The 19688-nt window shown below is 68.8% G+C and carries 17 protein-coding genes; 6 read left to right on the forward strand and 11 right to left on the reverse strand.

Annotated elements, in window-relative coordinates; genetic code table 11:
* Complete coding sequence (locus Aph01nite_RS13360) at positions 1-933, reverse strand: carbohydrate ABC transporter permease (RefSeq protein WP_204041167.1); 933 nt, start codon at positions 931-933, stop codon at positions 1-3.
* Complete coding sequence (locus tag Aph01nite_RS13365) at positions 930-1940, reverse strand: ABC transporter permease (protein WP_204041168.1); 1011 nt, start codon at positions 1938-1940, stop codon at positions 930-932. The genes Aph01nite_RS13360 and Aph01nite_RS13365 overlap by 4 nt, the downstream gene beginning before the upstream one ends.
* Before the next feature lie 441 nt (positions 1941-2381).
* On the opposite strand from Aph01nite_RS13365, the gene Aph01nite_RS13370 reads away from it, so the two are divergent.
* Positions 2382-4886 carry a X2-like carbohydrate binding domain-containing protein gene (locus Aph01nite_RS13370; RefSeq protein ID WP_204041169.1) on the forward strand — a complete coding sequence of 835 codons (2505 nt, stop codon included), beginning with the start codon at positions 2382-2384 and terminating at the stop codon, positions 4884-4886.
* A 164-nt stretch (positions 4887-5050) separates the two neighbouring features.
* Here Aph01nite_RS13370 and Aph01nite_RS13375 read toward each other — a convergent pair whose 3' ends face one another.
* The 8 genes from Aph01nite_RS13375 to Aph01nite_RS13410 form a co-directional block, all read right to left on the reverse strand.
* Positions 5051-5758 carry a serine protein kinase RIO gene (locus Aph01nite_RS13375; protein WP_239161646.1) on the reverse strand — a complete coding sequence of 236 codons (708 nt, stop codon included), beginning with the start codon at positions 5756-5758 and terminating at the stop codon, positions 5051-5053.
* A 385-nt stretch (positions 5759-6143) separates the two neighbouring features.
* Positions 6144-7217, reverse strand: coding sequence for an ATP-binding protein (locus Aph01nite_RS13380; RefSeq protein WP_239161647.1), 1074 nt, complete (start codon positions 7215-7217; stop codon positions 6144-6146).
* 199 nt (positions 7218-7416) lie between these two features.
* On the reverse strand, positions 7417-8322 hold the full coding sequence (locus Aph01nite_RS13385) for an aminoglycoside phosphotransferase family protein (protein ID WP_204041172.1): 906 nt from the start codon (positions 8320-8322) through the stop codon (positions 7417-7419).
* A gap of 22 nt (positions 8323-8344) precedes the next feature.
* Positions 8345-8755, reverse strand: a complete 411-nt coding sequence (locus Aph01nite_RS13390; RefSeq protein WP_204041173.1) for a nitroreductase family deazaflavin-dependent oxidoreductase — start codon at positions 8753-8755, stop codon at positions 8345-8347.
* A gap of 161 nt (positions 8756-8916) precedes the next feature.
* Positions 8917-9252 (reverse strand): hypothetical protein, encoded by a 336-nt coding sequence (locus Aph01nite_RS13395; protein ID WP_204041174.1) that lies wholly within the window; start codon positions 9250-9252, stop codon positions 8917-8919.
* A 225-nt stretch (positions 9253-9477) separates the two neighbouring features.
* Positions 9478-10212 (reverse strand): hypothetical protein, encoded by a 735-nt coding sequence (locus tag Aph01nite_RS13400; protein ID WP_204041175.1) that lies wholly within the window; start codon positions 10210-10212, stop codon positions 9478-9480.
* A complete protein-coding gene (locus Aph01nite_RS13405; protein WP_239161648.1) occupies positions 10209-10562 on the reverse strand; it encodes a PadR family transcriptional regulator in 354 nt (117 codons plus the stop codon). The genes Aph01nite_RS13400 and Aph01nite_RS13405 overlap by 4 nt, the downstream gene beginning before the upstream one ends.
* An 85-nt stretch (positions 10563-10647) precedes the next feature.
* Positions 10648-11088: an Lrp/AsnC family transcriptional regulator gene (locus Aph01nite_RS13410; RefSeq protein ID WP_204041176.1), complete on the reverse strand. Its 441-nt coding sequence runs from the start codon at positions 11086-11088 to the stop codon at positions 10648-10650.
* A 230-nt stretch (positions 11089-11318) separates the two neighbouring features.
* Here Aph01nite_RS13410 and Aph01nite_RS42795 point away from each other — a divergent pair, with 230 nt between their 5' ends.
* The 4 genes from Aph01nite_RS42795 to Aph01nite_RS13430 all read left to right on the forward strand — a co-directional run bounded on the left by Aph01nite_RS42795 (position 11319) and on the right by Aph01nite_RS13430 (position 17893).
* Positions 11319-14051, forward strand: a complete 2733-nt coding sequence (locus Aph01nite_RS42795; protein ID WP_204041177.1) for a cellulose binding domain-containing protein — start codon at positions 11319-11321, stop codon at positions 14049-14051.
* A gap of 77 nt (positions 14052-14128) precedes the next feature.
* Entirely contained in the window at positions 14129-16189 is a 2061-nt protein-coding gene (gene pta / locus Aph01nite_RS13420) for a phosphate acetyltransferase (RefSeq protein ID WP_204041178.1), read from the forward strand.
* Positions 16189-17367 carry an acetate kinase gene (locus Aph01nite_RS13425; RefSeq protein ID WP_239161649.1) on the forward strand — a complete coding sequence of 393 codons (1179 nt, stop codon included), beginning with the start codon at positions 16189-16191 and terminating at the stop codon, positions 17365-17367. Before pta ends, Aph01nite_RS13425 begins: the two co-directional genes overlap by 1 nt.
* Positions 17368-17416: 49 nt before the next feature.
* Complete coding sequence (locus Aph01nite_RS13430) at positions 17417-17893, forward strand: TIGR02611 family protein (RefSeq protein ID WP_239161650.1); 477 nt, start codon at positions 17417-17419, stop codon at positions 17891-17893.
* Here the strand turns inward: Aph01nite_RS13430 and Aph01nite_RS13435 are convergent.
* On the reverse strand, positions 17883-19103 hold the full coding sequence (locus Aph01nite_RS13435; RefSeq protein ID WP_204041180.1) for a M20 metallopeptidase family protein: 1221 nt from the start codon (positions 19101-19103) through the stop codon (positions 17883-17885). The two genes, Aph01nite_RS13430 and Aph01nite_RS13435, sit on opposite strands and share 11 nt — an antisense overlap.
* 89 nt (positions 19104-19192) lie before the next feature.
* On the opposite strand from Aph01nite_RS13435, the gene Aph01nite_RS13440 reads away from it, so the two are divergent.
* Positions 19193-19684, forward strand: a complete 492-nt coding sequence (locus tag Aph01nite_RS13440; RefSeq protein ID WP_204041181.1) for a hypothetical protein — start codon at positions 19193-19195, stop codon at positions 19682-19684.
* The last annotated feature ends 4 nt before the right edge of the window (positions 19685-19688 follow it).

The raw sequence follows: 19688 nt of genomic DNA on the forward strand, positions 1-19688 counted from the left end.
TCACCCCTTGACCGCGCCCACCATTGCACCCTTGGTGAAGTGCCGCGCGATAAACGGGTACATAATCAATACGGGCAGGCTCGAGACAACAATGAGCGCATACCTGAGGACATTCGCAAGCTGAATCTGATGCATCTGCTGGGCCAGATCCACGGCGCCGGTTCTGGGTGTGTTGAGAATGAGAATGTTGCGCAACACGATCTGCAGCGGGAACAGGTCGGGATCCTTGAGATAGACCAGGGCGTCGAAATAGGTGTTCCATTGAAAGACGGTGTACATCAACGCGAGGACGGCCAGCAGCGGCTTCGACAGCGGCAACACCACCGACCACAGAGTCCGCAGTCCGCTCGCCCCGTCCAGCATCGACGCCTCATAGAGCTCCTCGGGGATCGAGTTGGCGAAGAACGTACGGGCGATGATCACCTGCCAGACGCCGATCGCGTTGGGAAGCAGCAGGGCCCAGCGCGTGTCGAGCAGCCCGATGTCCTGGACCACCATGTACGTCGGAATCAGGCCGCCGGAGAACAGCATCGTGAAGATGAGCAGCGTCATCAGTACGTTGCGTCCGAAAAAGGTCTTGCGGGACAGCGGATATGCGATGGCCACCGTCAGCGTGACACTGATCAGCGTGCCGGCGACGGCGTAGATCAGCGAGTTGTAGTACCCCTGCAAGATCTCTGAATTGCTCAGGACGGACTGGTAGGCTTCCAGTGAGAATTCGACCGGCCAGAATCTCACCCGGCCGGAATTGACCGCGGCCGGGCTACTGAGCGAGCTGGCCACGATGTAGATCAGTGGCAGCAGCACCAGCGCCAGCGTCACCGCCAGCATGAGCTTGACAACGATCAGGACCATCCGGTCGCCGAGCGGTTCGCGGACCTTCGCCGCGGCCGGGCGGGTGCGCCGCGGCTTGGACGCAAGCGTGGTCGTCATCGCCACAGTCCTCTTCCAGTGATTCGCTTGGCCGCGAAGTTGACCACCAGCAGCAGGCAGAGATTGACCACCGAATTGAACAGGCCCACGGCGGAGGCCATGCTGAAGTCCGCGTTGATCAGGCCGGTCTTGTAGACGTAGGTCGGGATGATCTCCGACTGCGCGAGGTTCAGATTGTTCTGCAACAGGTAAGCCTTCTCGAACCCGATCGCCATCATGTTGCCCACGGCGAGGATCAGCATGATCACCGCGGTCGGCATGATTCCCGGCAGATCGACGTACCGGATCCGCTGCAGCCGGGTGGCCCCGTCGATCTTGGCCGCCTCGTGCAGCGCCGGGTCGATGCCGGCGAGCGCGGCCAGGTAGATGACGGCCCCGTAACCGGCGGTCTGCCAGACGTCGGTCCACACATAGATGTGCCGGAAGAAGTCCTGCTCACCGAGGAAGTCGATCGGGCCGATGCCGAACAGCTTGAGCCCCTCGTTCACGATGCCGATCCGGGGCGAGAGCACCAGGATCGTCATCGAGACCACGACCACGGTGGAGATGAAGTACGGCGCGTACGTGACCATCTGCACGGTGCGCTTGAACCAGCCGTTGCGGATCTCGTTCAACGCCAGCGCCAGCAGGATCGGGATCGGGAAGCTCGCCAGCACCAGGTAGAAGGCCAGGATGAGGGTGTTCTTCAGCAGGTCGACGAAGACCGGGTTGCTGAATAGCCGCTCGAAGTTCTGCAGCCCCACCCAGTCGCTGGCCCACGGACCCAGCACGGGGCTGTAGTCCTTGAAGGCGATGACGTTGAAGGCCATCGGTATGTACTTGAAGATGATGAAATAGGCGATCGGCACGCTCGCCAGCAGGTACAGCTGCCAGTGCAGGCGCCAGGACTTTTTCGCCTCGGACCAGCGGCTGCGCCGGCGCGCCGCGGCGGCCGGGCGCCGCGGCGGCCTGGCCGGACCCTCGTTCGCGCTCGGCGAGCGAACCGGATGCGGAGTGGTGGTCGACATCAGGCCGCCCGCTTCCGGTCGGATGGACCGGTTCGCGCTGGAACGGCACTCACGCCCAAGACCGCCGCCCGAGCCGCCTGCGGGACGACGAGCAGGCCGAGCTGTCGAACCTCCTCCATGCGGGAGAGGGTGGCGGCACCCGGCCGAGCGCCGATTTCTAGAAACATGGCCGAAACGTAAGCCCAATAATTTCCTTCGTCAAGTATTGATTTGCTGCCGGTATCGGCCCTACGCTCGGCGGCACTCTGTGCTCGTCTCCCACCCAGCGCCGAGGCCTCGCGCCCATGTCGTTCGATGCCGATCATCGGCCGTCCGCGACCTGCCCGAACCGCACATCCGCACCGGCTTCGAGCGCCGGGCCTCGGGTGCCGCACGCCGGCGGTCGCCGCCCATTCGACGCCTGCCGTTCGAGGATCGGTACTTCCACCAGGAGGTGTGACCGTGAGGTCACCATTACGCGTCGCCGCACATTTATCCGGTCGGCGAACCCGCGCCGCCGTCGCCGTACTGTCCGCCGCACTGCTCCTGTCGCCGATCGCCGAGTCGGCGGCCGCCACCGGCCCCAAGCCGAGCCCGCCACTCGACGCGCGGGCCATCGCGCCCGCACCCGGCTCGTCCAGCGCGGGGGCCAACGGGCCGGCCGCCTCCACCCCCGACCCCTGGGCCGTACGGCCGTACATGGGGTGGAGCAGCTACAGCATGCAGGTCTACTCCGGAAACGGGAAATGGATCACGGCCGACCAGATCATCAAGCAGTCCGACGCGATGCGCGCCAAGCTCCAGAAGTACGGCTACGAGTACATCAACGTCGATGCCGGATGGAACGACGGGATCGACGCCAACGGCCGTCCGAAACCCAGCGCCACGCTCTACCCGCAGGGCCTGCAGAAGGTCATCGACCACGTCCACGCGAACGGCCAGAAGTTCGGGCTCTACCTGATCCCCGGCGTCGGCCCCGAGGTCTACAACGCGAGCCTGCCGATCGCCGGCGCGCCCGGCTGCACCACGCACGACATCGCCGCCCAGCCCCTCCGGCCCTCCGACTACTGGCACCTCGGCTATCGGATCGACTTCTCGAATCCGTGCTCCCAGAAGTACATCGACTCGATCGCCGACCTCCTCGCCGAGTGGGGCGTCGACTTCGTCAAGTTCGACAGCGTCACGCCCGGATCCGGCGTGAGCGACCTGTCGCTCGACGCCCGCGACGATGTCGCCGCCTGGTCGGCGGCGCTCAAGGCGCGAAAGATCTGGTTCGAGCTGTCCTGGGCGCTCGACCCGAAGTACGCCGACTACTGGCGGTCCAAGGCGAACGGCTGGCGGATCGACTGGGACGTCGAGTGCTACTGCACCAACGAGGCGCTCACCCAGTGGCAGAGCATCGCCCGGCTCTTCCCGCTCGTGTCGACCTGGTGGCGCTACGGCGGCAACGGCGGGTGGAACGACCTCGACTCGCTCAACATCGGCAACGGCACCATGGACGGCCTGACCCGCGACGAACGGCAGACCGCGATGACGCTGTGGGCGATCTCCGCCGCACCGCTGTACACCGGCAACGACCTGACCAAGCTTGACGCGTACGGCCTGAGCCTGCTCACCAACCCGGAGGTGATCGCGGTCGACCAGGCCGGCACTCCGGCGCGCCCGGTCTCCACGACGGCGCAGCAGCAGGTCTGGTACTCGCTCAACGCCGACGGCAGCTACACGGTCGCGCTGTTCAACCTCGGCCGTACCGACAAGGACATCACCGCCAACTGGTCGGACCTCGGGCTGACCGGCGCCGCCACCGTACGCGACCTGTGGGCCCGCAGGGACCTCGGCCGCTTCGACGGCAAGTTCACCGCCGCCACGGTCCCGATCCACGGCGTACGCCTGCTCAAGGTGACGCCGCAGCGCGGCGCCGCGGTCGCCGTCAACGACGACGCCCTGCGCGTCCGGTACGAGGGCGACTGGACCCGCAACGGCGGGAACGAGGTCGCCGCCACCTCCCAGCCGCTCACCGTGACCGTCACCGACACCGGTACCCCCGCCCCGCCGTCGACGACCGGCCCCGTCCGCACGGTCATCCACGACAACACCGACCCGGGCATCGCGTACATCGGGAACTGGTCGCAGAGCACCGGCCGGGGGCTCGGCGACTACAACGACAACGTGCACTACGCCGAGCGCGACGGCGACGCGTTCGAGTACACGTTCACCGGAACCGGCGTCTCGTACGTCACCGAGATGGACGTCTCCCAGGGCAACGTCGACATCTACCTCGACGGCCAGTTCGTGAAGACCGTGAACACCGGACGTGAGCAGGGCCAGCCCCGCCTCGCCCAGCAGGCCGTCTTCACGGTGAACGACCTGCCCAACGGCAGCCACACGCTCCGCGTGGTCAAGAAGTCGGGCTTCTTCATGCTGCTCGACCGCATCGACGTGTTCCAGCCGAGCCTGATCGACCCGTTCACGGCGTCGTTCGACCGGAAGGCGCCGGCGGACGTGCAGGTCAAGCTCCTGCGCGACGGCAGCGAGTTCACCGGCGTCTCGCGCGGCGGCACCGCGCTCGAACGGGACCGGGACTACATCCTGTCCGGCTCGACCGTGACCCTGCGCTCGGCCTATCTCGCCGGCCTTCCGCTCGGCGCGGCGCAACTGGACTTCGCGTTCCGCGGTGACTACCTGGACGACGTCCACGCCACGACCCGCAACGGCGACTCCGTCTCGTACGCGTTCACCGGAACCGGCGTCGACTGGATCACCGCCACCGCACCCGACCAGGGGCTGGTCGACGTGTACATCGACGGCAAGCTCATCCGCCGGGTCGACACCCACAGTGCCGTACGGGCGACGCGACAGACCGTGTTCAGCGTCTCAGGACTGAGGAACCAGCAGCACACCTTCAAGGCGGTCAAGGCTTCGGGCGACGTGATGCGCACCGACGTCATCCGCTACACCACTCGCTGATCACCGGGGTGGGCCGGGGCGCTGGTCGCCCCGGCCCACCCGGAACGAGACCGCTGGTCCAGGGATGGGTTCCGCCTCACTTCGCCGATCGAAGCCTCAGCTGACGGCGGTGTTGGCGATGAACGTCTTTGAGCGTGGTCCAGATGCGTTCTACCGGAAGGCGGTCAGAACACCATCGCGAGCAGGTCGGCGAACAGCTCCTGTTCGTCGATCTCGAGCCCGCGGTTCGTGAACCACGTGGCCATGTTGTGGCAGTCGCGCATCAGGAAGTCCATGCCCTTCGGGTTGCCCACGACGTCGACGACCTGGGGCAGGTCGATCATCACGATCCGCTCGGCCTGCGCGAGGACGTTGAACGGCGAAAGGTCCCCGTGCGCGAGCCCCGCGCGGGCCAGTTCACGCATGCCGTCGCGAAGCTGCTCGAAGTACACGCCGAGCAGCTCCTTCGACGGCCGGACCTGGGCGAGCCGGGGCGCGGCACCGCCCTCGCCGTCGTCGATGAACTCCATCAGCAGCTCGGTGCCGTCCACCTGCACGGGATACGGCACCGGGACGCCGGCCTTCCACAACCGGTTGAGGGCGTCCCATTCGGCGTACGCCCACTGACCGGCCGCGACGCTGCGGCCGTGCGCGGTCTTCTTCGCCATCGCCCGGCTGTCGCGGCTGTTGCGGGTACGGCGGCCTTCGACGTACGACGTACTGCGGTGGAAGGACCGGTGTTCCTCGGTGCGGTACCGTTTCGCGGCCAGCAGCGAGGACTTCGCCGGGTTGTCGCCGATGGCTTCGACGGCCCGTTCGAGCAGGAAGACGTCGGCTTCCTTCCCGGTCTTGAGGATGCCGAGCTCGGTGTCGATCGCAGCCTGGTCCGTCACGACCCACGAGGGGCGTGGTTCCGGGCCGCGAGAACCGCGCTCGACCTCCAGCCAGGTGGACCACCGCTGATCCGGGCCCAGCTCCTCGTCGACCGAATGAAAATCGAAGACGAAGGCGTCGGCCGGATCTGATGAAGACTCGTCACCGGTGAAATCGGACCCGCGGGAATCGGGGTCGGAATAGGAATCAGAGAGTTCGTACTCGGAAGACAAGGGATGTGCTCCTGAACAAAGAGGTGGGACTGATGCGGACATGCCGCAGCACAGTGATGGCCATCCGTCAGCCCTCCTTAGTCCAGGCAGCGCTCACCGCCGCTCGATCAACCCAGCATGCCCGCCCGTCCCAGACCCCGCAACGCATTTACCGAGCGGGAGCCTGGTCTGCTCATGTCCTGCGCCAGGCGCTGAGCAGTTCCCCGGGACCGTACGCCGCCTGGAGCCCGGAACAGCTGGTCCCGTTGCGGGAGACCGCCACGAGCGGTACCGGTTCGTCGGTGATGGCCGCCCGGTGCTTCTGCAGCACGGCCAGGTCGTGGCTGTCGAACGCGGAGTTCTCCAGCCATTTGATCGAGCCGAGAAAGAGCAACTGCTTTGCCACCGGTTGCCGGTCCGCGCCCACCAAGTCGATCTCGACGTCATTGCTCCGGGTCCAGTACGCGCCGATCGCCGGGGCGGCGGGCAGGTGCGCGTCTGGCAGTAGGCGGGCGAGGGATTCCCTGACGAGGGGCTCGATCGCGCGGCCCCGCCAGCTCGTCCACTGCTCCTTGATCCGGCTCAGAGTGAGATCTCCCCGCATCCGCTCGATCTCCGCCAGGTGCGGATCCAGGAACGTGAGCCAGAAGCGCAGGTAGGAATCGGCCACCCGGTAACGGCGTTCCTTCGACGGCCGCAGTGAGAGCGGCAGTTCGGCCGCTACCACCCGTTTCTCGATCAGGACATCCGTGGCTCGAATGAGCGTGGTGTGGGCGATGCCGCCGGCGGCGCGTGCGATGTTGGTGAAGGTGCGTTCTCCGGCTCCGATGGCCCGCAGGACCTCCCTGCTCGTCGCCTGCGGTGGGAACTCCGCGGCCAGCGAGCGCTCGGCGGAGACCAGCAACGCCGAGATGGGGTTGTCCAGCGAGTCGCGAAGGAATTCCCAGACGTCGGCTCCGGTCCGCCACTCGGCGCAGATCAGCGGGAGACCGCCTGTGATCAGGGCGGCGTCGAAGGCGGCCGCCGGCGGAAGGTCGAGCATCTCGCCGATGTCAGCCGGGTTCAACGGGCCGATGACCATTTCCCGGCCCCGCTGATGGAAAGGGCGGTCGTAGCTGTTCAGCGCTTCCATCAGCGAGAGGTCGGATCCGACCAGAAGAAGGAGTACCGGCTTGCGGCTGAGCAGGCGGTCCCAGGCCCGCTGGAGTACACCCTCAAAGGCGTCGACGCGGTTCATGAGATACGGAACCTCATCGATGACGACCACACTCGGACGGTCATCGGGAAGGATCTCCGCAAGCAGCCCGACCCGCCGCCTCCCTCGCATGAGAACGCATTGGCCTGGTCTGGCCTGGGTTTCACGCGTCTGTACGAGCCTCGCCTGAGGCGGTGGAGAAATCTCCGGGGACGGGACTTCGAACCGGCATCTTCGATCTGCCGTGCTCCGTCCCGAGGGCGGCCGGGGTTCAGCGGGAGAGAAGGGCGTCGGCGATGGCGAGGCGGATGGGGTCCATGGCTGAGTGGCCGTCTTCGAGGTCCCAGAGGGCGTCCTGCAGGATTCGGCCGAGGGTCCAGCCGATCGCGCGGGTTCGATCCAGGTCCAGCATTTCGGTCATGAAATCAAAGCGTTTCAGCACACATTTGCGGATGTTTCCGGTGGCTGTTACGTCGTGCCAGCGATTGTGGAGCGCGGGGAGCAGTTCGAAGCCCGGGTCTCCGGCGAGCGGTTTGGGGTCGATCGCCAGCCACGGCTCGCGGTGCCCGGCGAGGACGTTTCCGTAGTGGAGGTCCCAGTGCAGGAGGCGGTCGCCCGGCTCCCCGGCCAGGTCCCGTACGGCTCCCGCGCAGGTGTCCAGCCATCGGCGGTCGTCGGATGCGGTCATGGCGGCGGGTACGTCGGCGAGCATGCCGGTGGCGACGTCCGCCAGGCTTCGCATCCCCGGTGGCGCGGGTACGGCGATCAACCTGGCCATCAATCCCGTCAGGATCTCCAGCGCCTCCCACGGGTCCGGCACGTTCTCCAGGGACCGTTCGCCGTCGAGGCGCTCAAGGAGCAGTGCTTCGCCTGCCGGATCCGCGTCGAGGAGCAGTACCGCGCCGTCGCCCGCCCAGGCCCGTAGGCCCGGCCCTTCGCTCCGGGTCTCCTCGGTGACGGGCTGGAGTTTGAGTGCGGCCGGGGTTCCGTCGGGTCGTACCACGGGGAGGACGAGGGAGATGATCCCGTGCATCGGGGCGCCGTCCAGGCGCAGGTCCCAGCGGTCGAGGGAACGTCTGGCCAGGGCGGGCAACGCGGCGGTCCACGCGGGTCCCGCGTCCTGCTCGTGCCGGGCGTGCAGGGCTGCCAGTGCGGGCGGTATCACGATTTCGGGCACGGTTCGACGGTAGCCGGAATTGTCAGAGAACCCGGGACAGGGCGACGACCGGGATCGTTCGGCCTGCCTTCTGTTCGTGGTCGAGGAAGAAGGAGTACCGGGTGGTGATCGATGACCAGAGGCGGGTGCGGTGGGCGCCTTCGGTGGGGTGGGCGGTGGCGATGTAGACCTCGGGGCCGACTTCTACGGTGACTTTGGGCTCGGCGAGGAGGTTGCGGTACCAGTCGGGGGGTTCGGGGGAGCCGGCGTTCGAGGCGAGGACTATCAGGTCGTCGCCGTCTTGGACGTACATCATCGGGGTAGTGTGGGGGCGGCCGGTGATGCGGCCTCGGGTGGTGAGCAGGAGGAGGGGGCGGCCGGTGAATGCGCCGCCGCCCTTGGCGGCTCGGAAGTCCTCGATGGTCTTGGCGTTGATCTCGCGGATGTCGTCCATGGGCGAAATACTGACCTGAAATGCTGACAGTATGCGTCAGTAAGAGCGGCTGCTCGGAATGGATTGTGCGTTGGGTTCTCGCCATTATCCGGCGCCGTTTGCGTAGGTGACGCTTCTCGCCGTACCGGCGCCAAGAAGGGGCCGGTTCATTCTGTTGGACGTTATAAGACGATACGTAGATGTTCGTCTTCGGTCGGGTCGGGCTGATGCGTGGCTGGTCGCGTTCGGTCACGGTCTGTCTGGTGGGTGGCCGGTCGCGTTCGATCGGGGTCCGGCTGGTGGACGGGCGGATGCGGTTGAGCAGGGGCGGTTGAGGGGCAGTGGTGGGAGTCGTGGGGGCCGTTGCCGCCGCGGCCGATGAAGATGGCCAGGATGGTGGTGGCGGCGCCGACCACTTCGGTGACGCCGTCGCCGTTGCCGGTGATGACCAGGATCGTGACGAGCACCACGACGAGGCCGGCGAATATGAGCGGGCCTGGACCCAGCGAGAGTCTCACCAGAACTCCTCAATCCTCAACCGCGAGAACGCCGGTGATGCCCGTTTCGCGGGTAAAGCCCCGTCAATCCATATCCGCGAGAACGCGAACGCTGCCGTTTTCGCGGGGTACGACCCAGTTCGATTCGCGACCGCGAGAACCTCGGCGATGCCGGGTTTCGCAGGGTATTGCTCAGCCGGTCGGGCTGCGTCCGGGGAATGTCGGTGATGCCGGGTGTGGCCGGGATCAGCGGATGGTTCGGGAGACTTTTCGGCGGAGGGTGACCGCCATGCGGGGGGCGCCGTTCAGGAGGAGGGAGAGACTCCAGTTGGCGCGTTCCCAGCGGGTGGCCTTCTCGGTGAGCTGGGAGATCCACTCCTCGCGCCAGCGGTCACGCTGCGCGGCGGGGAGGAGGCTGGCGGCCATGCCGAGGACGTGTCGCGACGCGGCGGCCCGGCGTAGCCACGGTTTCCTGGCGGCCTTCGCCTGTTCGGGGTTCTGGGCCAGGGTTTCGGTCAGGGCCGACAGCGTGCGCTGGGCTTCCTCCAGCGCGCCGGCCGCCGCCGCGCCGGCCTGTCTCGCGACCTTGCCCGCCCGGAGCGGACCCACCCAGCCGGACACGCTCAGCGCCCGGTTGGCCGCGGCGGCGGCGCGGGACTCCGCGCGTGCGGCCTTGCCCGCGATCGCGACCAGGCGTTTGCGCGAGGCCTCCGACGCGGGTAACGCGCGCATGGCCAGGATCTTGGTCTCCCGTGCCACGGCCGCCGCCTCCTGGGCCGCGCCCGCCGCGTAGGCGACGCGGCTGCGCGGATCGGAGGCCTGAGCCGCCCGGCGCGCCGCGTCCGCGGCGGCGGCCGCCGCCCGCCGGGCCGCGGAGGCGGGTCCGTGTGTCCCCGCGTCGGCGCTGATCAGCTCCGCTGCGGTACGGGAGAAGGTCTCCTCGGCTCGCAGCAGGCGAGTCGTGTGAAGACGGCGGGTCATCCGGAGGCTCCAGGGGTGGCCGGGCGGGGGGTGGAACCGAGCGGCAGGCGTGCCGACGACGGGCGTTGCTGGTAGGCCTTCGCCAGCGCGACGCGGGCCCGTTCGGCGCCGTCCTCGGTGAGGCGGTAGTAGCGGCGCCGTGGCCGGCCCTCGCCGGCGAGTTCGTGCGGGTCCTCCCACCGGCTCTCCAGCCAGCCGGAGGACTCCAGGCGCGAGATGATCGGGTAGATCGTGCCCGAGGGGAGGCCGGTCGCGTCGCACATCTGCAGGCCGTACCACTCCCGGGTGGGTTCGCTCAGCGCGGCGCGCAGGACCGCCTGTATCTGCAAGGTCATCCGCGGATCGCTCATAGGCAGAACTCTACATACGAACGCTGGGTAAGCAAGTGGTCCGCCGAAATCCGGGGCTTATTGCGTGATATTTCCGGTATGGGGGTTATGGGATTTGGGGGGTGTGGTGGTGCAGGGAGAAATAGGGGAAGGGTTCGCAGGACGTCACGCCGTCGATGGATTTGACGCGGTCCTCGACCAGGTCCAGGAGGGCGCGGGCCGAAACGCAGGCGACCTCGGCGAAGAGCTGGAAGGAGCCGGCGGTGACCGCCACCCGGGTGACCTCGCCGAGTTCCGCCAGCGCGTCCGCGACCGCCCGGAGATCGCCGCCGGCCCGGATGCCGAGCAGGGCCATGACGGGCCGGCCGAGCGCGAGCGGATCGACGATTCCGGCGACCTGGAGCACGCCCGTCTCGGTGAGCCGCCGCACCCGCTGCCGTACGGCGGGCGCGGACAGCCCCACCGCCGCTCCCAGGCCCGCGTACGACATCCGCCCGTCCCGCTGGAGCTCCCGCAGGATCGCCCGATCGGTGCTGTCCAAGCCCATGAATCGAAAGTAAAAGTCCCCCAGAACTTCCGATCAAGCGTTCAGCACGATCGATTCGGCGGCAACCTATCCACCCCCCAGGGAACAGAAGTTCGTTTACCGTTCAAACTATTGACGAGGGCTCGGCGGCTGTGTGAACCTCTCGGCAGTTCCATGCACGCGCTGGGCGGACGGTCAGGGTCCCCACCTGATCGTGCATGGCGGTTAACCATTCACGAGGGAGACCGTCCATGCGAAGAAAGCTCCTCAGCGTGCTCGCGATCGTGGCCGTGGCGCTGGTCACGGCGGTCGTGCGCAACGCTCCGGCGGGCGCCGCGGCGTCCGACCCGTACAACTTCAAGAACGTGCGGATCGACGGCGGCGGCTTCGTGCCGGGCATCGTCTTCAACCAGACCGAGCGCAATCTGATCTACTCGCGGACCGACATCGGCGGCATGTACCGCTGGGACCAGTCGAACCAGAGCTGGAAGCCGCTGCTCGACTGGGTCGGCTTCACCAACTGGGGCTATAACGGCGTCGACAGCATCGCCACCGACCCGGTGCAGACGAACCGCGTGTACGCCGCCGTCGGCATGTACACCAATAGCTGGGACCCCAACAACGGCGCGATCCTGCGTTCCACCAACAAGGGCGACTCGTGGTCGATCACCACGCTGCCCTTCAAGATGGGCGGCAACATGCCCGGCCGCGGCATGGGGGAGCGGCTGGCCATCGACCCCAACCGGAACAGCACCCTCTACCTGGGCGCGCCCAACGGCAACGGCCTGTGGCGCAGCCTCGACTACGGCGCGACCTGGGCGAAGGTGACCTCGTTCCCGAACGCCGGCAACTACGCGCCGGACCCGAGCGATCCGAACGGCTACGGCACCCACCAGCCGGGCGTCGTCTGGGTGACCTTCGACAAGCGCACCGGGACCAGCGGAAACGCCACCCAGACCATCTACGTGGGCGTCGCCGACAAGCAGAACACGATCTACCGCACCACCAACGGCGGCTCCAGCTGGGAGCGGGTGGCCGGGCAGCCCACCGGCTACATCGCCCACAAGGGCGTGCTCGACCACGTCAACGGTTACCTCTACATCGCCACCAGCGACACCGGCGGCCCGTACGACGGCGCCAAGGGCGACGTCTGGCGCTACGCCACCGCCACCGGCACCTGGACCCAGATCAGCCCGATCCCGTCCAGCAGCGCCGACGACTACTTCGGCTACAGCGGCCTGACCATCGACCGGCAGAACCCGGGCACGATCATGGTCGCCACCCAGATGTCCTGGTGGCCGGATGTGATCTTCTTCAGGTCCACCGACAGTGGTGCGACCTGGACCCGGGTGTGGGACTGGGGTTCGTACCCGAACCGCACCTACCGCTACAAGATGGACATCTCCTCGGCGCCGTGGCTGACCTTCGGCAGCAACCCGCAGCTTCCCGAGGTCACGCCCAAGCTGGGCTGGATGACCGAGTCGATGGAGATCGACCCGTTCGACGGCAACCGCTTCATGTACGGCACCGGCGCCACCATCTACGGCAGCACCGACCTGAAACTCTGGGACACCGGCGGCCAGTTCACCATCAGGCCGATGGTGAAGGGGCTGGAGGAGACCGCCGTACTGGACCTGATCAGTCCGCCGTCCGGGTCTGCGCCCCTGGTCAGCGGCCTGGGCGACATCGGCGGCTTCCGGCACACCAACCTGGACGCGGTCCCGCCGATGATGTTCACCTCGCCCACCTTCACCTCCACCACCTCGCTGGACTACGCGGAGACCAACCCCAGCGTGATGGTACGGGCGGGCAACTTCACCGACGCGGACCGGCCGAACGACAGCCACGTGGCCTTCTCCACCGACGGCGGCGCGAACTGGTTCCAGGGCAGTGAGCCGGGCGGCGTCAACAACGGCGGCACGGTGGCGGCCTCGGCCGACGGCAGCAGGTTCGTCTGGGCACCGGGCGACAGCGGCATCCAGGTCGTCTACTCGGTCGGGTTCGGCAACTCGTGGCAGACCTCGTCGGGCGCGCCGGCCAACTCGCGGATCGAGTCGGACCGGGTGAACTCGCAGAAGTTCTACGCCTTCTCCAACGGCCGGTTCTACGTCAGCACGAACGGCGGCGCGACCTTCACAGCGACCGCGGCGACGGGCCTGCCGACGACCGCCAGGTTCAAGGCGGTGCCCGGACGCGAGGGCGACATCTGGCTGGCGGGCGGCACCGGCACGACCTACGGCCTGTGGCACTCCACCAACTCGGGCGCCTCGTTCACCAAGCTGTCCAACGTCCAGGAGGCCGACAACATCGGCTTCGGGCGGGCGGCTCCCGGCCAGAGCTACCCGGCGCTGTTCACCGTCGCCAAGATCGACAACGTGCGCGGCGTGTACCGGTCGGACAACACGGGCGGCACCTGGGTACGGATCAACGACGACGCCCACCAGTACGGCAACATCGGCGAGGCCATCACCGGCGACCCGCGCACGTACGGGCGGGTCTACCTGGGCACCAACGGGCGCGGCATCATCTACGGCGACCGTACCGGCGCGAACCCGTCGCCGTCGCCAAGCCCGAGCGCCTCACCCAGCCCGTCCCCGTCCCCCAGTCCTTCCCCATCTCCGTCCCCGTCCCCGTCGCCAAGCCCAAGCCCGAGCCCGAGTCCCAGCCCGAGCGGCGGCAAGGCCTGCACCGCGACGTACGCGATCACGAACAACTGGCCGGGCAACTTCAGCGCCACGGTGACCGTGCGCAGTAGCGGCACCGCCGCGATCACCGGCTGGCAGGTCCGCTGGACCTACGCCAACGGCCAGACCATCTCGTCGCTCTGGAACGGCCAGCACACCCAGAGCGGGGCGAACGTCACGGTGAACAACATGAACTACAACGGCAACCTGAACCCGAACGCCACGACAACGTTCGGCTTCAACGCGGCCGCGCCGGGCACCAACGCGGTGCCCAGCCCCGTGACCTGCACCGCTCTCTAGATCCTGGAGGTTCCTCCGGCCTCCAGCCGGTACGGCTTCCGCCGCCCGCCCAGCGGCGGGAGCCGTACCATACCCGCATGGCGATCGGGGTGTACGTCGCGGCGAGCGATGCCAGGAGCAACAAGGGCGCGGTCGCCCTCGGGCTGATCGAGTTACTCTCCCGGCAGGTGGGCGCGGTCGGCGTCTTCCGCCCGGTGGTCCGGGCCGGCGTCGAGGACAACCTGGTCAACACGGCCAGGGCCCGCTTCAAGATGGACCTGCCGTACGAGGTGTGCGCGGGCGTCACGTACGAGGACGTGCACGCCGATCCCGGGCAGGCGATCGAGGACATCGTGGCCGGCTACCGCGCGGTCGCGGCGCGCTGCGCGGCGGTCGTCGTGATCGGCACCGACTACACCGACGTGGGCGCGCCCACCGAGTTCGAGTTCAACGCCCAGGTCGCCGCCAACCTGGGCACGCCGGTGCTGAACGTGGTCACGGGCCTGCAGCGGACCCCGGAGGAGATCGCCGCGGCCGTCGAGCTGTCCGCCAAGGAGCTCGCGGAGGAGCACGCGTTCGGCATCGCCGTCATGATCACCCGGGTCGATCCCGGCCTGCTGGCCGAGGTGGCGGAGGCCGTCCAGGACTGCCCGACGCCCGTCTGGGTCGTCCCGGAGGTGGCGCGGCTGTCGGCGCCCACGGTCGCGGACCTGCTGGCCGGCTGCGGCGGCACGCTGTTCCTCGGCGACGAGCGGCAGCTCGGCCGCGAGGTGGGCGGGCTGATGGTGGGGGCCATGTCGCTGCCCAACATCCTCGACCGCCTCACCGAGGGCGTCGCCGTGATCGCGCCCGCCGACCGCGCGGCCGATCTGCTGCCCGGTCTGCTGGCCGCGCACCACGCCGACACCTTCCCGGCCCTGTCCGCGATCATCCTCAACGGCGGCATGCCGCTCCCCGAGCCGGTCCTGCGGCTGCTCACCGGCATGGACATCCGCCTCCCGGTGATCACGACGCCCGGCGACACCTTCGCCACCGCCACCCGCCTCTCCCACGTCGAAGGCCGCTTCACCCCCGACGCCGAAGGCAAGATCGACACCGCGCTCGGCCTGTTCGCCGCGCACGTGGACGGCTCCGCCCTGCTCGACCGCCTGCACGTCACCCCGGCGACCGCCGTCACGCCGCTCATGTTCGAATACGACCTGCTCGAACGCGCCCGCGCCGACCGCCGCCACATCGTCCTGCCCGAGGGCGCGGAACCGCGCATCATGCGCGCCGCTGACATCCTGCTCCGCCGCGGCGTCGCCGACCTGACCCTGCTCGGCGACGAACGCGAGATCCGCGCCCAGGCGGCCCGGCTCGGTCTCGATCTCGGCGAGGCCCGCGTGCTCAGTCCCTTCGACCCTGACCTGCGCGAACGCTTCGCCGTCGAGTACGCGCGCCTGCGGGCCCACAAGGGCATCACGGTGGAGCGGGCCCGCGACACCGTGACCGACGTGTCCTACTTCGGCACTCTGATGGTCGGTCTCGGCCTGGCCGACGGCATGGTCTCCGGCTCCATCCACACCACCGCCCACACCATCCGCCCCTCCTTCGAGATCATCAAGACCCGGCCCGGCGTCGGCGTCGTCTCCAGCGTGTTCTTCATGCTGCTGGCCGATCGCGTCCTGGTGTACGGCGACTGCGCCGTGGTCCCCGACCCGACCGCCGAGCAGCTCGCCGACATCGCGATCTCCTCGGCGGCCACGGCGGCCAGGTTCGGGGTGGAGCCCCGGGTGGCGCTGCTGTCGTACTCGACGGGGGAGTCCGGGGCAGGGCCCGAGGTGGAGAAGGTGCGCGCGGCCACCGCGATGGTCCGCGAGGTCCGCCCCGACCTGCCCGTGGAGGGCCCGATCCAGTACGACGCCGCCGCCGAGCCCAGCGTGGCCAGGACCAAGATGCCCGGCAGCGCGGTGGCCGGCCGGGCCACGGTGTTCGTGGTGCCGGATCTCAACACCGGCAACAACCTCTACAAGGCCGTGCAGCGGAGCGCCGGGGCGGTCGCGGTGGGGCCGGTGCTGCAAGGGCTGCGCAAACCGGTCAACGACCTCTCCCGCGGGGCGACCGTGCACGACATCGTCAACACCGTGGCGATCACCGCGATCCAGGCCCAGGGGGAATGATGCACGTCCTGGTGCTCAACAGCGGCTCCTCGTCGATCAAGTACCAGCTGCTGGACATGAGCGGCCGGCGGCGGCTGGCGACCGGCCTGGCCGAGCGCATCGGGGAGCGGTCCGGCCGGCTCGTGCACAACGGCGAGGACGTGGGCACGGACGGGTTCGCCGACCACGAGGCCGGGCTTCGGGCGGTCCTGGACGCGTTCGCCGAGCGCGGGCCCGCCCTGGACGAGGTGGTCGCGGTCGGCCACCGGGTGGTGCACGGCGGTGACCGCTTCGCCCAGCCCGTTCTGATCGACGACGACGTGGAGAAGGCGATCGGGCAGCTGATCCCGCTCGCGCCGCTGCACAACCCGGCCAACCTGGAGGGCATCCGGGTGGCCCGGCGCGTCTTCCCCGATCTGCCGCACGTGGCGGTGTTCGACACGGCGTTCCATCAGACGCTGCCGCCGGAGGCGTACACGTACGCGGTGCCGCCCGAGTGGAACGTGCGCAAGTACGGGTTCCACGGGACGTCGCACGCGTACGTCTCGCGCCGGGCCGCGGAACTGCTGGGCCGGCCGTACGGGGAGGTCAACACGATCGTCCTGCACCTGGGGAACGGCGCGAGCGTGGCGGCGGTGCGGGGCGGGCGGAGCGTGGACACCTCGATGGGGCTGACGCCGCTGGCCGGGCTGGTCATGGGGACCCGCTCCGGGGATGTGGATCCGGGGGTGCTGCCGTACGTGGCCAGGAGTCTGGGCCTGAGCCTCGACGAGATCGACTCGGCGCTCAACCGGGACAGCGGCCTGCGCGGCCTTGCGGGGGAGAACGACCTGCGCGAGGTCTGGCGCGCCGTGGACGGGGGCGACCCCGCCGCCCGCCTGGCCATGGACGTCTACATCCACCGCATACGCGGATATATCGGCAATTATTACGCCGTGTTGGGGGAGGTTCATGCCATCGTGTTCACTGCGGGGGTAGGGGAGAACGATCCGAGGACGCGGGAGCGGGCTCTGGCCGGGCTCGGCCGGCTCGGCATCGCGGTCGATCCCGCCCGCAACGCCGCCCCCGCGCGACACGCCCGGGCCATCTCGCCGGACGGTTCCGGCGTGGCGGTCCTGGTGATCCCGACGGACGAGGAATTGGAGATCGCCGAACAGACCATCAATACTGACGGCGTAGTGAGAAATCCTCCGGACTGAGGAGAACCCGGAAGATCGCCCTGGTTATCGTAGGTGCAGGGGGTGAGTCGTGGCGACTACCGAGAACACGGAAACAGCGGGACAGACGGCGGGGAAGGGCGAGATCAACGAGAAGGACGCCGAATACACGGCCCAGGGCGAGGCCAGGGGGCCGATGAAATGGCTCGACCGGGTGCGCTCCACCCGGGCCGGCCGGCTGACGCTGAAGATCGTCGTCGGTGTGATCGGCGGTGCCATGGTGATCGGCGGCCTGATCATGGTCCCGTTCCCCGGCCCCGGCTGGCTGGTCGTCTTCGGCGGCCTGGCCGTGCTCGCCACCGAGTTCCACTGGGCCAGCAACGTCCTCGACTTCGCCAAGCGTGTGGTCGGCGCGGCGACCGGCTGGCTGAAGCGGCAGAACTGGTTCGTCCGCATCCTCGCCGGCGGCCTCACCTTCCTGGTCGCCGGCGCCATCGTCTGGTTCTTCCTGAAGCTCACCCTCAAGATCGACCTGATCGAGGAAGGGCGGGCCTTCCTCAACTGGTGAGCTCGCTGAGCTCCCCCAGCCCCCCGGCGGGCATGGTGGCGGCCGCCTCCAGGCGGCGGGTCGCCAGCGCCGTCAGGAGCGCGGCCCCGTCGGCGAGCACGCCGTCGTCGAAGGCCGCCTCGGGGGAGTGGTTCGACGGAGCGCCCACCGGATCCTGCCCGGACGGGCAGGCCCCCAGCACCAGGAACGCCCCCGGCACCTCGTTCAGCACGAACGAGAAGTCCTCCGAGCCGGTCGCCGGCTGCGGCATCGGGAAGTAGCGCTCCTCGCCCAGCAGCTCGCGCACGGTGTCGGCCGCGAACACGGCCTCCGCCTCGTCGTTCACCGTCACTGGGTAGCCGATGCCGAACGAGCACTCCGCGGTGAGCCCGTGCGCCTCGGCGATGCCCCGCGCCAGCCGGGTCACCCCCTCCTTGACGCGGGCCCGGGTGTCGGCCGAGAAGGAGCGGATGGTGGCGTCGAAGTGGCAGTCGTCCGGGATGACGTTGTCGGCGGTGCCGCCGTGGAACTGGCCGACGGTCACCACGACCGGGTCGAACACGTCGAAGTTCCTCGTCACGTACGTCTGGAGCTGGGACACGATCTCGCAGCCGGCCTGGATCGGGTCCAGCGCGCGATGCGGCGCGGAGCCGTGGCCGCCCCGTCCCCGTACGGTCACCCGGAAGGTGTCGGCCGCCGCCAGGATCGGGCCGCCTCTGGTCAGGAAGAGGCCGGTGGGGACCATGGTGGCGAAGACGTGCATGCCGTACGCGGCGACGGGCCGGGAGCCGGAGGCGTCCAGCACGCCCTCCTCGATCATGAGTTTGGCGCCCTCGTAGCCCTCCTCGCCGGGCTGGAACATGAACACCACGTCTCCGGCCAGGCTCTCCCGCCTGGCGGCGAGCGTGTGCGCCGCGCCGACCAGCATGGCCATGTGCAGATCGTGCCCGCAGGCGTGCATCCGCCCGTCGATCCGCGACCGGTACGGCACCGCCACCCGCTCCTGCACCGGCAGCGCGTCCATGTCGGCCCGGAGCAGCACGGTCGGGCCCGGCCGCCCGCCCCGCAGCACGGCGGTGATCGAGGACAGCCGGGTGCCGGTGGAGATCTCCAGGGGCAGGCCGTCCAGTGCGGCCAGCAGCTTCTCCTGCGTCCTGGGCAGGGTCAGGCCCAGCTCGGGTTCCTGGTGAAGGGTGTGGCGGAGGCGTACCAGCTCGTCCTGAATGTCCATGCCTCATCCTGCGGGACTCGCGGGCGTCCCGGCAATGCGCCGCGCCAAACCGGCGGCGGCCTGCGATCCTGGGTTGCCGGGGGGAGACGATGATCACGATTCTCAGCGTGGTCCTGCTGGCCGCGCCGCAGGTCTCGGTCGGGCTGGACAACCGGGTCACCGAGATCGACCGGACCACGACCTACGTCATCAGGGCCGTGAACCACGAGGCGACACCGCTCGCGGCCAACGTCCGGATCGCGTTCCCGCCCGGCCTGCGCGAGGTCAGGGCCGCCGGGGCGGAGCTCGGCGACAGCCACGCCTCCTGGATGGTGATGATGCCGCCGGGCGAGAACACCTACCGGGTGACCGGCGTCCTGGAGGGCGATCCGGGCTCGGCGGTGGCGGCCACGGCCTGCGTGTACGCGGGCGATCTGAGCAGACCGGTGGACTGTTCGACCGACATCGACCAGCTGCCGGACCCCGAGGTGACGCCGGGAGCCACCGTGCTGAGCGCCCTCGCCATGCTCCTGATCCTCTCCGGCAGCGCGGGCGCGAGCTACCTGGTGGCCCGCCCTCGGCGGGCTGACCTCAGGGTTTAGTGTC

Origin of the sequence: Acrocarpospora phusangensis (assembly GCF_016862995.1) — a bacterium.
Taxonomy (GTDB): domain Bacteria; phylum Actinomycetota; class Actinomycetes; order Streptosporangiales; family Streptosporangiaceae; genus Acrocarpospora; species Acrocarpospora phusangensis.

Bases quoted from the DNA above. Each gene is read 5' to 3' on its own strand.
- Aph01nite_RS13360 (WP_204041167.1), bottom strand. From the start codon at position 933: ATGACGACCACGCTTGCGTCCAAGCCGCGGCGCACCCGCCCGGCCGCG.
- Aph01nite_RS13365 (WP_204041168.1), bottom strand. From the start codon at position 1,940: ATGTCGACCACCACTCCGCATCCGGTTCGCTCGCCGAGCGCGAACGAG.
- Aph01nite_RS13390 (WP_204041173.1), bottom strand. From the start codon at position 8,755: ATGGACGACATCCGCGAGATCAACGCCAAGACCATCGAGGACTTCCGA.
- Aph01nite_RS13400 (WP_204041175.1), bottom strand. From the start codon at position 10,212: ATGACCCGCCGTCTTCACACGACTCGCCTGCTGCGAGCCGAGGAGACC.
- Aph01nite_RS13405 (WP_239161648.1), bottom strand. From the start codon at position 10,562: ATGAGCGATCCGCGGATGACCTTGCAGATACAGGCGGTCCTGCGCGCC.
- Aph01nite_RS13410 (WP_204041176.1), bottom strand. From the start codon at position 11,088: ATGGGCTTGGACAGCACCGATCGGGCGATCCTGCGGGAGCTCCAGCGG.
- Aph01nite_RS42795 (WP_204041177.1), top strand. From the start codon at position 11,319: ATGCGAAGAAAGCTCCTCAGCGTGCTCGCGATCGTGGCCGTGGCGCTG.
- pta (WP_204041178.1), top strand. From the start codon at position 14,129: ATGGCGATCGGGGTGTACGTCGCGGCGAGCGATGCCAGGAGCAACAAG.
- Aph01nite_RS13425 (WP_239161649.1), top strand. From the start codon at position 16,189: ATGCACGTCCTGGTGCTCAACAGCGGCTCCTCGTCGATCAAGTACCAG.
- Aph01nite_RS13435 (WP_204041180.1), bottom strand. From the start codon at position 19,103: ATGGACATTCAGGACGAGCTGGTACGCCTCCGCCACACCCTTCACCAG.
- Aph01nite_RS13440 (WP_204041181.1), top strand. From the start codon at position 19,193: ATGATCACGATTCTCAGCGTGGTCCTGCTGGCCGCGCCGCAGGTCTCG.